Below are 14,588 nucleotides of genomic sequence, written 5' to 3' on the forward strand. Positions count from 1 at the left end.
ATTAGAATAGAAGAATTAGAACAACAAGCCGCGCGCCAGCCGGCCCTGCCATGCATTCCCTGAACATCCAGTACAACCCGCGCATCGACCAGCTGCGCTGGCTCGCCGCCACCCTTGTTTTCCTGTTCCATTTCCACCTCGAATATGCCGGCAACGGCGGCGTGCGCTTTGCCGGCCCCTGGACCGCCCTGATCACGGAAGGGCACACCGGCGTCGGCCTGTTCTTCACGCTGTCGGGCTTCCTGTTCATGCAGATCGCCCTGCACCAGCACGGGGCCGGGCGCGAGATCGTCTACCGCGACTTCCTGCGCAACCGCGTGCTGCGCATCCTGCCGCTCTACCTCGTCATCTTCCTGGTCGCCACCTCGATCGGCCGCGACAAGTTCGCGCCCCAGGACCTGCTCTACCTGTTCGCCTCCAACCTCGGCCTGGCGCCGACCTCGGGCACGGTGATCACCGGCGCCGCCTGGACCATCTCGCTGGAATTCCTGTTCTACATGGTCTTCCCCTTCCTGGCGCGCTTCAGCATCGAACGCGGCGTGGCCTACCTGGGCGGCTGGCTGGTGCTGATGGCCTTCTTCAAGGTCGCGGCTTATACGGTCAACGACAACAGCACGCTGATGTATTTCAGCACCTGGGTCGGCCGCTTCGACCAGTTCCTGATCGGCATGGCGGCGGCCATGCTGCACGCCCGCTGGCGCGCCCCGCTGGCGCGTTTCGCCCCGCTGCTGCTGGTCGCCAGCGTCGCCCTGGTGCTGTGGGACACCGCCCTGATGCACCGCCTCGCGCCTTTCGGCGCCACGCCGAAATCCTCGTTCTGGATCTGGTGGTCGCTGCTGGAGAGTCTTGGCTGGGCCGCGCTGATCCTGGCCTGGGTTTCCTTCGGGCCGCGCCTGTCGGCGCCGGTCGAACGCGCGCTGAGCCAGGGCGGCAAGATCAGCTTCTCGTTCTACCTGCTGCACATGGGACTGCTGCACATCTTTGCCGCCCGCATCGGCCTGGTGGCGCCGACCGGCACTGTCTGGGTCGACGCCGCCATCATGCTGGCGGTGGCTTATGGCGCCACCTGGGCGCTGTCGACACTGAGCTACCACATCGTCGAGGAACCCTTCCTGCGCATGCGCCGCAACTATGGCGCCAGCCATCCGCAAGCTGCGCGGGTTGCGTAGGGTGGGCGGGTCTTCCCGCCCACGCGGTGATCGTTATCGGCTCCGTCATCGTGCCGGATGATCTTGCTGCAAGCTATCACCGCGTGGGCGAGGGACTCGCCCACCCTACGATGCTCGAACGCAACGACTGAACAGTCACACAACTTCAAGCGACAGCCCAGCCGGAGTAAAATGTCGGAATGACTTCCCCGACTTTCACCCACCTCCGCGTCCACTCCGAATACTCCATCGTCGACGGCCTCGTGCGCATCGACGACATCGTCGGGGCCTGCGCGAAGGACCAGCAGCCGGCGCTGGCCGTGACCGACCTGGCCAACATGTTCTGCCTGGTGCGCTTCTACAAAGCGGCGCGCGGGAAGGGGATCAAGCCGATCGTCGGCGTCGACGCCTGGATCACCAACGACGAGAACCGCGACAAGCCGTCGCGCCTCCTGATCCTGGCCAAGAACCGCACGGGCTACCTGCAGCTGTGCGACCTGCTCTCGAAGGCCTGGCTCACCAATCAATACAAGGGCCGCGCCGAGATCCGCGTCGAATGGCTGGAAGCGCTGGCCACGTCCACCTCGACGCTGGAGCCGGAGGCGGACCAGTCCAATGCCCTGATCGTGCTGTCGGGCGCCTGCTTCGGCGACGTCGGCCAGGCCATCGACCAGGGCGACATCGAGCGCGCCGAACGCGCGGCCCAGCGCTGGGCACGCATGTTCCCGGGCCACTTCTACATCGAGATCCAGCGCGCCGGCCAGCCCAACCAGGAGCAGGGCGTGCGCCACTCGGTGGCCCTGGCCGGGCGCCTCGGCATGCCGGTGGTGGCGACCCACCCGGTGCAGTTCCTGAACAAGGACGAATTCATCGCCCACGAGGCGCGCGTCTGCATCGCCGAAGGCGAGATGCTGGCCAACGCCAAGCGCGTGCGCCGCTTCAACGAAAGCATGTGCTTCAAGTCGCAGGCCGAGATGGCGGAACTGTTCGCCGACCTGCCGGGCGCGCTCGCCAACTCGGTGGAAATCGCCAAGCGCTGCAACGTCACCCTGACGCTGGGCAAACCCCAGCTGCCGGACTTCCCGACCCCGGACGGGATGAGCATCGACGACTTCCTGGTCTCCGAGACGAAAAAGGGCCTGGAAGAGCGCCTGGTGCAGCTGTATCCGAACGAGGAACAGCGCGAGAAGGAACGCCCGCGCTACGAGGCGCGCCTCGAGTTCGAGAACCAGACCATCATCAAGATGAAGTTCCCGGGCTACTTCCTGATCGTGGCGGAGTTCATCCAGTGGGGCAAGAACAACGGCGTGCCGATCGGCCCGGGCCGCGGCTCGGGTGCGGGCTCGCTGGTCGCGTATGCGCTCAAGATCACCGACCTGGATCCGCTCAAGTACAACCTGCTGTTCGAGCGCTTCCTGAACCCGGAACGCGTCTCGATGCCCGACTTCGACATCGACTTCTGCCAGGAAAAGCGCGAACTGGTGATCCAGCACGTCAAGGACCTGTACGGCCGCGACGCGGTCTCGCAGATCGCCACCTTCGGCACCATGGCGGCCAAGGGCGCGATCCGCGACGTCGGCCGCGTGCTCGACTTCGGCTACAACTTCTGCGACGGCATCTCCAAGCTGATCCCGTTCAAGCCGGGCAAACCGGTCTCGATCGCCGAGGCCATCGAAGAGGAACCGCTGCTCAAGGAACGCCTCGAGAACGAGGAAGAGGTCAAGCAACTGCTCGACCTGGCCCAGCAGGTCGAAGGCATCACCCGCGGCATCGGCATGCACGCCGGCGGCGTGCTGATCGCGCCAGGTAAACTCACCGACTTCTGCCCGCTGTACACCCAGGGCGGCGACGCCGGCGTCGTCTCGCAGTACGACAAGGACGACGTGGAGGCCGTCGGCCTGGTGAAGTTCGACTTCCTGGGCCTGACCACCTTGACCATCCTGGACCGCGCGGTGAACTACATCCGCGCGCTCGACCCGCAGGACGCCGACTTCAACCTCGAGACCCTGCCGCTGACCGACCGGCCGTCCTATAAATTGCTGTCCGAAGCGAAGACCGTCGCGATCTTCCAGCTTGAATCGCGCGGCATGCAGGGCATGCTGAAGGACGCGCGTCCCGACCGTTTCGAGGACATCATCGCGCTGGTCGCGCTGTACCGTCCGGGCCCGATGGACCTGATCCCCGACTTCTGCAAGCGCAAGCACGGCGAGAAGTTCGACTACCCGGATCCGCGTACCGAATCGATTCTGTCCGAGACCTACGGCATCATGGTTTACCAGGAGCAGGTCATGCAGATGGCGCAGATCGTCGGCGGCTACTCGCTGGGCGGCGCGGACATGCTGCGCCGCGCGATGGGCAAGAAGAAGGCCGAAGAGATGGCCGAGCACCGCGCCATCTTCCGCGCCGGCGCCGCCAAGGACGGATTGAGCCAGGAAAAGGCCGACGAGATCTTCGACCTGATGGAGAAGTTCGCGGGCTACGGCTTCAACAAGTCGCACGCGGCCGCTTACGCGCTACTGTCCTATCACACGGCCTACCTCAAGGTGCACCACACCGCCGCGTTCATGGCAGCCAACATGTCGCTGGCGATGGAAGACACCGAGAAGATCAAGATCCTGGTCGAGGACGCGATCGACGTCTGCAAACTCACCATCCTGCCGCCGGACGTCAACGAGTCGCACTTCCGCTTCACCCCGGAAGGCCAGCCGCGTTCCGTGACCGGCAAGCAGGTCTCGAACATCCGCTACGGCCTGGGCGGCGTGAAGGGCGCGGGGCAGGGCGCGATCGAGGCGATCATCGCCGCCCGTACGGAAGGCGGCAAGTTCAAGGACCTGTTCGACTTCTGCATGCGCGTGGACCGCAAGCAGATCAACCGCCGCACCATCGAATCGCTGATCCGCGCCGGCGCCATGGACGGCTTCGGCGTCGACCGCGCAGTCCTGCTGGCTTCGGTCGGCTTCGCCATGGAAGCGGCCGGCCAGGCCGCCGCCGCCGCCAACCAGGTCAGCCTGTTCGGCGGTGACGATTCCGACCTGGTGGCGCCGCCGGAATACGTCAAGGCGACCCCGTGGACCGACCGCCAGAAGCTGGCCGAGGAAAAAATCGCGCTCGGCTACTATCTGTCGGGCCACATGTTCGATTCCTACGCGGCCGAGGTGCGGCGCTTCGCCAAGACCAAGCTGAAGGACCTGGAACCGTCGCGCGACCCGCGCATGCTGTGCGGCGTGATCACCGGCGTGCGCACCCAGATGACCCAGCGCGGCAAGATTCTGATCGTGGCGCTGGACGACAAGACCGGCGTGGTCGAGGTGACCATCTACAGCGAGCTGCTGGAGCAGAACAAGAACATCTTCAAGGAAGACGAATTCCTGTTGGTGGTCGGCAAGGTGTCGGAAGACCGCTTCAACGGCGGCCTGCGCATCACCGCCGAAAAGGTCTACGACATCGCGGCGGCGCGCATCCAGTACGGCTTCAAGCTGGAGATGGACGTTCCGTGCGACCTCAATCCCGCCAAGCTGGCCGAGGTCCTGCAGCCGCACCGCATGCAGGACGGCATGCCGGTCAGCCTGCGGATCAAGCCGCAGGGCGTGGAAGCGGTGCTGCAGCTGGGCGACGACTGGCGGGTGGCGCCGTCGGACACGCTCAAGCAGCAGCTGGAACTGGTGCTGGGGGCGAAGGACGTGGCGGTGGAGTACTGAGGCAAGCGGGCGCTTGCTTCGATTCGCATCCCGATCCCGGATCGGGCTGCGTACCCCATCGCGTGGGCCGGGGCCATGAAGGCCGGCCCGCGTCCCGCTTCAGGACCGCCAACGGTCGACAGCCGGCATGCATTGCCGGCATCCTGCCTTCTCCTCCTGGAACTTCCTTTTCATCCAGATAGTACGCCAGATGCGCCCCGCCAGGCCGGGGCGGCTGCCACCTGGCCCGGCTGCCGAAGCAGCCCGGGCCCGGCCGCTGCTGGATCAAGGCAGGAAACGGTCGTGGAACTCCGGCACGCCAATGAAGCCCGCAATCACATCGTCCTGCGAGACGCCCTGGTCGAGCTTGTCCATCCAGAAGTCGAATCCAGCCTGGTCCGGGGTGCGGCCGAGCAGGCCCGCGTATCCCAGCGCCAGCGATACCGCATCGTCCAGGAGCGCAATGTTCTCGGTCGAATTGGTCACGCCCAGCAGCACGTCGCCCCGGCTGGCGCCGCCGCCCATCTTCGCGGTCCAGTTGCCCAGTTCCGCCTCCGTCGCCGCGCGGTGCAGGATGTCCTGATACAGCTGGGACACGTAGCTGGCATTGTCGAGTGATCCATACACCGAATTGAACTCGGTGCTGGCGGCAAAGCCCGCCGCCACGTCGGCACTGTCCATGCCCCCCTTCATCGCATCGAGCCAGGTGCTCAGGCCGGCATCGTCCGGAAGGCGCTTCAGCGCTCCGAAGTACAGGCGCGCCACGGTGCCCGTCATGTCTTCGAATTCGGACGAATGCAGGAATGCGTTGGCGACCTGTGCGCGGTCGAGCACGCCGTTATCGATCAGCTTCATCCAGAAGGCCAGGCCTTCCGGTTCGGCTTCGCGGAACAGCATGTCGCGGTACATCTGCATCACGAACAGCTTGCTGCTGCTGAACACATCGTTGTCCTTGGTTCCCACGACGAGTCCGTTCGCCCCCTCGAGGTGGTCGGGGAACTGGTCATTGTCGATGTCATCCGGGTGCTTCGTCGTGACGCCCCAGCCGGCCGCGCCCGGATCGGAGATGATGCCGTCCGCCTTGCCGTCTGCGTCGAACTGGCCGCCATCGGCAATCTTGAAGTCCAGGCGCAACTTATCGCCTTCGACGACGACCTTGCCGCCGTACTCGGCGCTGGCGAGGTTGACCCAATCGCCGAACTTGTCGACCTTCCAGTAGCCGTTCACATTCAGCGACTTGTCGACGTACAGGCTGAACGACTCGGTTGCGCCGGCGCTCGCCACCTTGGACGTGAACGCGATCATGCCGAGCGGATGGTTCATGCCGACCGGCAAATTGGCCGGCGAATCGACCTGTTGCAGACTCAGCAGTTTGGAGGTGCTGGTCGGGAGAACCTTTCCTTCATACGAGTCCGCAACCAGGGTCACGTAGGAATCGAGCGGGCCGCCGTTGGCGTCGAACGCATCCTTGCGCACGAGCGGCGCCGAAGAGACGTTGACCTGGCGGGTATCGGCGATGCCGTCACCGTTGCCGTCCCCGATCTTGCCACCCGCACTCAGCGCCGGCGCGCGCGCTTCCACGATCGACAACACGCCGTCGTTGTCGTCGTTGTCGTCGAGGTTGTCGGGAATGCCGTCGCCATCGGTATCGACGCCGATTTCCTGGTCGTCGGGCTGGCCGTCGTTGTCGCCATCGACCGGGGCGCTCGGCGCGGTGTTCGGCGACTGCGCGGCCAGCTTGAAGTCGGTGCTGATCTCGCCGCCATGGCCGTCCGTGGCGGTGAGGCGAATGGTCAGGTCGACCGCGCTACCGGCGTTTCCGTTGAAGGTGCGGGTAAGCGGATCGAACGACAGCCACGAGGGGAGATCGCCCAGGCTGCCGTCGGCCTTCACGATCTTTGGCACGATGCTCAGGGTGTCGCCGTCGCCGTCGGCGAAGGTCGACGCGGGCAGCGTGAAATTCACGGAGTCGCCCACCGTATAGCTGCGCGAAGGCGGCTGCGTGCCCACGGTCGGCAGGTCGTTCAGGTTGCCGCCGAGCGTGATGACGAAGTCGTCATGGGCGCTGGCGCCGCTCGGGTCGGTCGCGGTCACGCGCACGGTCAGCGGCGAGGTCGTACCGGCCGGCGGGTTGCCGCTGAAGCTGCGGCTCACTGGGTCGAAATGCAGCCAGGCAGGCAGCGGTGCGCTGTCATTACCATCCCTCAAGTTGGCGGTATAGCTCAACTGTTCGCCGTCGGCGTCGGTGAAGCTGCCCAGCGGCAGGGCAAAGCTGAGTTCACCAGCGCCGGTCTTGGTCTGGTCGGCCAGCGGAAGCGCTGCCGTCGGCAGATCGTTCGTGTCCTTGAAGCTCCAGGTGAAGATATCCGAGCCACTGTTACCGAACGGATCGGTTGCGGTCACCTTGATCGTCAAGGTGCTGCCATCGGCGCTCGCCGGCGGATTGCCGCTCAGCTTGCGGGTCGACGGGTCGAAGCTCAGCCACGAAGGCAGAGGCGAGCCATCCTCCAGCGTGGCGCTGTAAGTCAGGGTATCTCCGTCGACATCCACGAAGGTATCGGCAGGAATCGTCGTTTCCCTGGTACCGCTGCCATGGCCCGGATCGCCATTGGCGGTGCCCGGCAGGTCCGGGAGCGCCTTGGCGACGGTAGGCGCATCCTGCACGGAAACCACGTTGATGTGCGAGTAGCCCGGATCGCCTTGCTGGCCGTCGATGTCGACCGACTGGATCTTGATCACGCGCTGGGTCTGGTCGGGTTGTTGCGACGTGTTGGCGTAGCTGATCGAACGTAATGCCAACTGGAACAGGCTCGGCGCGACATTGCCGGCCAGCGTGATCGACGTCGTGCCGTTGCCGCTGACATTCACGCCCAGCTTGCTCAGGCTGAGGACGCTGTCAGCCGACATGCGCAGCGTTTCATGGCCGGCATCCATGACGTTGCTGATGCTGACCGATACGGAAGACAGGTGGCTGTCCTCGTCAGTGATGGTCGAATCGGCACTGGCGATACGCACCGGCGGGGCGTCCTCGGTATAGGTCGTGGTGTAGATCACACCCTCGGCCACGCCGTTGGTATCGATGACCGGCGCCCAGATGTTGTCGATGCTGGCCACCGCGGTGCCGGCCAGCGAGTGGCCAGGATCGGTGATCGCGCCGTCGTAGACCTTGACGGTAACCGTGCGCACGCCATGGAAGGCGTTGGGATTGGCGTTGAGGTAGGTGATGCTCTTGATCGCCGCCTCGTAGTCGGCCCAGGTGCCGACGCCGGTCAGGGTCAGCGCCGCGCTGCCGTTGCCGCTAATGGCGATCGGACCCAGGCTACCCTGGTAGCTGGCGCCGGCCGAAGACGTCAGGGTCTCGTAGAGCGTGCCGAACAGATTGTCGGCGGCGCCGTCCGTGATCGCCACGGTGGCGGACGTGATCGTGTCGCGCTGAGCCGGGCCGAGCTTGTCGACGTCGGTGATACGCATGTCGGACGCCGCGATCGCGACCGCCTCGCCGCGGATCAGGTACTTGGTGGCGAAGCCGGTGCCTGCCGCCGTGCCGTCCAGGTCGATGCGCGGAGCGTCGTTGACGTGGGTGACGACGATGTCGGCGCGGTCGCCGTCGAGCGAGAAGGCGCTACTGCCACCACGTACGGCGACACTGGCCTTGAGTCCGTGCGTTCCGCTCGAACCGTCCCACAGGTAATAATCGAAGCTTGCATTGGCGCCGTTCTCGGTATCCGGCACGAAGCGGATCTTGTCGGTCGCGGACAGCAGGAGGGCTTGTCCTTCTCCCACCACGCCGACCGCGCTCCAGGTCTGGCCGCCATCGGTCGAGAACTGCCAGATGCCGCCGTCGGCGGGGCCGTCGTTACGCAAGGCGTGGATCGCCACGCCGCCGTTCCAGCTCTCGCCCGGCGCGCCGGCGGCGCCCTGCGTGACGTAGTCCACGTCCGTGAAGAAGCTCTTCGCTTCGCCGTCCGCCGGCGTGCCGCCGCCGTCGGTCGGGCGGACCAGATCGCTGATCAGGTTGCCGTTGCTGGAGACCTGGTTCTCGTCAATCGTGGTCAGCTTCGGAGCGCTGGAGCCGGCATTGACCAGCACCGGCGCATCGTTGACCGGCGTGACATGGACGGTCAGGGTGTTGGCGCTGGCGTCGGTGTCGGCGCCGCCATCGGCGGTGCCGCCGTCGTCCTGGACCTGGAAGCCGAAGCTGGCATAGGCGGTGCCGTTGGCGTTCGCCGCCGGCGTGAATACCAGTTTGCCGGCATCGATGTCCGCCACGGAGATGGTCTGGCCGGCCGTGACGGCAAGGCCGTCGAGCTCCAGGCTGCCCTTGAGCGGCAGCGACGTGATGATGACCGCCGCCAGCTTGTTGGCCGTACCGGACACGGCGTCTTTCGGGTCGGTGAAGCCGAAATCGGCGGCCCGGATGGCATGGGCCGTGTCTTCCAGAATCGTGACGGCGCCATCGGTGCCCGCCGGTGCGTCGTTCACCGCGCCGATCGCCACGCTGGCCTCGCTGACCTTGACCTCGCCGCCGCCATCGTTGGCGAACAGTCCGATGCTTGCGCCTGGATTGCCATTATCGTCGAGCGCCCCGGTGTACCGGATCGCATCCGCCGCCGCCAGGAAAGCGTTGACATCGGCGCGGCTGCCGGTAAGGATCAGTGTGCCGGTTCCGCTTCCGGAAACGCTCACGTTGCCTGCGCTGGCTGCGGCCAGCGTTCCCTGGCTCGCCACCAGCTTGAAGCTGAAGCTGCTGCCGCCGTCGATATCATTGATGACGATGCTCGACAGGTCGATGTTCGCCGCCATGTCTTCCAGCACGGTGACGCTCGGGGACGCGTTCACGGTCGGCGCGTCGTTGGCGCCGTTCACGCTCACCGTCAGCACCGCGGTGTCGGTCAGGCCACTGCCGTCGACCACGGTGTAGTTGAAGCTGTCGGCGAGCGAGCTGCCGAGGTTCAGCGCCTCCACATCGGGATTGCCCTGCTCGACCGTGTAGGTGTACGCGCCGGTCGCCTTGTTCACGACGAGCGAGCCATACTTTCCGCGAATGGTCAGGGTAGCGCCGCCGTCCTCGGCGTCCGCGCCCAGGCCCTCGGCGGCGCCGGCGCGCAGCGACTGGATGGCCTTGGTGTCCCCGGCATTGGCATCGGTCACCGCGGCCAGCAGGTTGCCGCTCGGGTCGTTGCCGCCGGTAGCATTGTTCTGGCCGCCTCGTTCGGTCGCGCCGACGGAGACATCGGAAGCGACCGGTGCAACCGTGCCGATGTTGATCCGGCCGCCGTTGGCAACGGCGGTCTCGGTGCTGTTCAGGTCGTCGGTATAGGTGGCGCGCACCCGGATGTACTTGCCGCCGTCGTCATCCACGATGGTGTAGCTGCCGTAGGTGGCGCCGGCAATCGCGGTCCAGCTGACATTGTCGCTCGAGGTCTCCCACTGGTAGCTCGGCTCCGCGCCGGCCAGGCCGTCGATGTCAGACAGGTTGGCGCGCAGTTCGCTTCCCACCGAGAGCGCGCCGCTGAAGTTGAGCACACCGGCGTCGTTGACGTTGATGACCGGGCCCAGCGCGTTCGCGACCGGGCTTTCCGCCACGCCGCCGGCGTCCAGGTAGAAGGCCTGGACACGCACCTGCTGGTTGACCTGGGCCTGGCCCAGCGTGAAGTCCGCTGCGTTCGCGTTGGCGATGTCGGTCCATGTGTTGCCGTCGGTGGAGGACTGCCACTGGTAGGTGACGGCGCCGCGCAGGCCGTTGGCGTCGGTGACCGCGGCACGCAGGGTGTCTCCCTGCAGCAGGGTGTTGCCGTTGAGGTCGGTAACGGACACCGTGCCGACGGTGTTGGTGTCGTTGGTGCCGACGGTGCTGCTGTCGGTGATGTCCTGCAGGTTGAGCGTGAAGCTGGTCGAGCCGCTCTTGCCGCCGGCATCGGTACCGCTGACCACGATGTTCAGGTAGGCCGCTCCCCCGGTCGGGATGCCGCTGAAGCTCTTGGCAACCGGGTCGAAGCTCAGCCAGGAAGGGAGCGGATCGCCGTTGGCCAGCCTGGCGCTGTAGACGATGGCGCTGTCGTCGCCGTCCGCGTCCGTAAACAGCGTGCCGACGTTCAGGCTCCAGTTGGTCGGCGTGGCATGGGTCTGGTCCGCCAGCGCCGCGGCGGCGCTCAGCGCCGGCGCATCGTTGGGATCGAAGATGTTCAGATCGAAGCTCCGGGCGGCGCGTTCCACGCCGTCGTAGACCGAGACGAGCTTCAGTGCGAGCGTGCCGGCGGCGTCGGCCGGCGGATTGCCCGAGAAGGTGCCGGTGGCCGCGTCGAACGTCAGCCACCCCGGCAGCGCGCTGCCGTCCGCAAGCGTGGCGGCATAGTGCTGCGGCACGCCCGGACCGTCGCCGATATCGAAGGCATTGGCGGGAACCTGGAACATCTTGTCGCCGGCGCCGGTCCACGTCTGGCTCGGGATCGCGGTTCCGGCCGCCGGAGCGGTGCCAGTCCCGGTCCCCAGCTTGAGCTGGAAGTCGGCCGTGGCGATGGCGGCGCCGTCGCTGGCACGCACTTCGATGATCCGGCCGGCCAATGGCGAACCGTCGCCCGACAGGATGCCGCTGGCCGGGTCGAAGCCGATCTTCGCGCCGGATGCCGTGATCTCCGTGCCGTCCATCCACACGCTGTAGCTGAGCGGATCGTTGTCCGGATCGACGAACATGTTGGCCGGTATCTGGATGGACCAGGGGGCATTCGCGGCCACCACCTGCGGGCCGAGCGGCTTGTTCAGTATCGGCGCACTGTTCGCGACCGTCAGCGTGAAGTCGTGTTCGACGGCGGCGGCCGTGTCGTCGGCCTTGACCCTGATGACATAGGCGCCCGGCGCCGCGCCCGTGGTGGTGAAGGTGCGCGCCTGCGCGTCGAATGCGATCCCGGCCGGCAGAGGGGTGCCGTCGGCAAGGGTCGCCGTGTAGGTCAGGCCCGAGCCTTCGGCGTCCGTGAAGGCGGTCGAGGGCAGCTGGTAGGCCCAGTTGCTGGTGGCGGCGGTCAGGTCCGGCAAGCTGCCGCCGTGCGCTTCCGGCTTGTCGTTCATCCCCGCGATGTCCACGCTATAGGGCATCACCGACGAGGCGCCGAGCGCGTCGGTGACCTTGAATTCGAAACTGTCGACCGTACGGGCGCCGGCCGGCACCGCGTTGATCGCCACCGGGTTCGGGGTGTAGGTCCAGGCGCCGCTGGCCTTGTCGACGCTCAGCGTGCCGTACAGGCCGGTGCGCACGACGTGGCCCGCACCGTCATCCACGCCGCCGCGCACGCCGAAGCTGAATCCGTCGCGCTCAGGATCGCTGGCTTCCAGCCTTCCCGACAGTCCGGTGCCGGCGCCGCCCAGGCCGCCCGCGCTGTCGTTGGCGGCGGTGTCGGCAATGCTGCCGTTCGGCGTCGCGAGCGTGGCCGGCGTGAAGCGCGGCGCGTCGTTGACTTCCGTGACCGTCGTCGTCAGGTTGACGCCGACGGCCGAGACCGCCGAGCTGCCGCCATCGCTCGTGGTGTCGAAGTACTTGCGGACCACGCCGCTGGCGTAGCCGCCGGTATGGGAACTGTCGACGGCGTGCACGTGGAGTGCGCCCGGGCTGGCCGCGGCGCCATGGGCCGCCGCGCCGCTCGGATAGTCGGCGGCGGGCATGAAGCGGAGTTTGGCGTTCGCATCGAGCAGCAGGCCATTGCTGGCGCTGACCGCGCCGATGTCGTGCCAGCTGGCGCCGTTGTCGGTGCTGTATTGCCAGTTGCCCTGGGCTGGGGTCGAGGCGTCGCCGACGACGACGATGCCCGCCAGGCTGTCGGTCGGGCTGTAGGCGTTATCGGGATCGGTGAACTTGTTGCCGAACAGGCTGCGGACGGTGGCGCCGACGGGATTGGACGCATCTTCCAGCACGCCGGGCAGGAAGGCTCCGCCGGTCAGGATCGGTGCGTCATTCACACCGGCGACCTTGAGGGCCGTCTTCGCGCTGCTGGTGGCGCCGTTGCCGTCGGCCACGGTAACCGTCAGCTCGCGGCTGGCAGGCGCGTCCTCGGCGCTGTTGCGGTAGGTGATCTGCTGGGCGATGGAGGTCGCCACGGCATCGTTGACCTTGTTGCCGAACACCTTGAAATTGTCGATGTACAAGGAGCCGCCGGCGGCCTTGCCGCCCGTCGCATCCCAGGTGCCCGACACGAAGACGAAACGGTAGTTTCCGTTGCCTGGCACGGTCACGCTGGCGGTGGTCCAGGGCGTGCTCTCGCTCGCGCTCGTGCCGGTGCGGTTCAGCACGATGGTGGCGGTGCCGGTGTCCGCGTTCAGCAGGTAGCCGAAGGCGTCGAAGGCGTCCGAGCCGCCTGCCGCCTTCCAGTCGAAGTACAGGACGTCCCCCTGGGAGGCCTGGAAGGCGTTGGACATCGCGTACGGACCGTGGACGACGTCGTAGCCCTGGGCGGTGGTCATGCTGCTGTACAGGCGCAGCGAATAGCTGCCGCCGCCGCTGGAGGCATCCGAGCCGCCGGGGGCCAGCTGGGAATTGAAGGACGCACTGGCCGGCTTCTCGTTGTCTCCACCCGAATTCGGCGCATGGGTGGGATCTTCAGGCGAGGTGAAGCCGCCGATCTTGGTGGTGCCCAGGTTGACCCACTCCGTGCCGATGGTCCAGCCGGTGACGCTGCCGCCATTCGATTCGAAGCTCGGGTTCGTGAAGTTTGCCGAGAAGTTGATCTGCAGTGCTTTGCCATTCTGGCCATTGAGCGTGGCATCGATCGAGCCGATCGCTTCCTTTCCGCTGCCATTGCCGAGGTAGACGGTGCCGGCATCGACGCTGACGGCACCGGACGCGTTGGGGTTGGCCGCGCTGTTCAGGGCAAGCAGGTCGGCGCTATTCGACGCGTTCAGGGCATAGCGCACATAGCCGCCGCCGTAGGCACTGCCGCCGCCGAGCGTCATGTTGCTGTCGATGACGACGGGAGCGCCGCCCTCGGTATAGGTGACCTCCGCATCCAGGTTGTTGATCACGGGCGCAGCCAGCGTACCGTGCATTGCGCTTGCAACGATGGCGGCAGTCTCGATGGCGCCGGTGCTCGCTTCCAGCACCCAGTCACCCCCCATGGCGGCGGCGCCGGTCAGCCCGGTCGATGCGGCGACGTCGGCGCCGGTTGCAGCGGCAAGGGTGTGTATGAAAGCCTGACCGCTTGGACCGGCAGCGACGTCACACCCGTAGAGCAGCAGGTCCGCGCCTGGCGCCAGGGCTGCACGAATGGCGGCGAAATCGGCTGCATGGCTGTCGAAGCTGTTCAAGCCGATCGCGGCGGAACCGAGTTGCAGCATGCCAGCGCTGCCGTGACTGATGATATGGACCCCGGTGACGCCATCGTGCGCCGCCAGCGCCGCGGCGATTTGCGACAGCCCATCCAGATCTGCATCAAGCCAGACAACTTGGGAATCGACTGGCAAGCGGTCGAGAAGGGCATCTCCATTGGCGATGGAGGCGTCGATAAACACGATGTCTTTGGAAGTGGCGGTCGTCATGGGTATTAAGCGGGAGAGAGAAAAGGATGCCGGAGTCGCTTGGCGGACTCGGTGGTATGGCTCAATGTGAATGCAGATCGGATTCTATCGAGGTTTATTGCGCAATGGAACCAACTGTATCTTTTATGCACAGAATATATTGAACGATCCATGCATTTGTTTCGGTAGGTAACTTTTTCTTGGTCGGGCAGCGTACGTGGCCGATAACGACTCCTGCAAACATTGGTGGATTTCGACAGCG

The 14,588-nt window shown here is 66.0% G+C and carries 3 protein-coding genes; 2 read left to right on the forward strand and 1 reads right to left on the reverse strand.

From position 1 onward, the window contains the following. Positions 1–50: 50 nt before the first annotated feature. Both B2R83_RS08685 and dnaE read left to right on the forward strand, forming a co-directional pair. Complete coding sequence (locus B2R83_RS08685) at positions 51–1,169, forward strand: acyltransferase family protein (RefSeq protein WP_292040148.1); 1,119 nt, start codon at positions 51–53, stop codon at positions 1,167–1,169. A 179-nt stretch (positions 1,170–1,348) separates the two neighbouring features. Further along, positions 1,349–4,846, forward strand: a complete 3,498-nt coding sequence (gene dnaE / locus B2R83_RS08690) for a DNA polymerase III subunit alpha (RefSeq protein ID WP_292040149.1) — start codon at positions 1,349–1,351, stop codon at positions 4,844–4,846. Between the two features lie 264 nt (positions 4,847–5,110). Here the strand turns inward: dnaE and B2R83_RS08695 are convergent, their stop codons facing one another. Further along, on the reverse strand, positions 5,111–14,347 hold the full coding sequence (locus B2R83_RS08695) for a putative Ig domain-containing protein (protein ID WP_292040150.1): 9,237 nt from the start codon (positions 14,345–14,347) through the stop codon (positions 5,111–5,113). Between the last annotated feature and the right edge of the window lie 241 nt (positions 14,348–14,588).

This window comes from Massilia sp. UBA6681 (assembly GCF_002454935.1).
GTDB classification, from domain to species: Bacteria; Pseudomonadota; Gammaproteobacteria; order Burkholderiales; family Burkholderiaceae_D; genus Telluria; species Telluria varians.

Excerpts from the sequence above, each read along its gene's own strand:
- B2R83_RS08695 (WP_292040150.1), bottom strand. The coding sequence starts at position 14,347 with ATGACGACCGCCACTTCCAAAGACATCGTGTTTATCGACGCCTCCATC.
- B2R83_RS08685 (WP_292040148.1), top strand. The coding sequence starts at position 51 with ATGCATTCCCTGAACATCCAGTACAACCCGCGCATCGACCAGCTGCGC.
- dnaE (WP_292040149.1), top strand. The coding sequence starts at position 1,349 with ATGACTTCCCCGACTTTCACCCACCTCCGCGTCCACTCCGAATACTCC.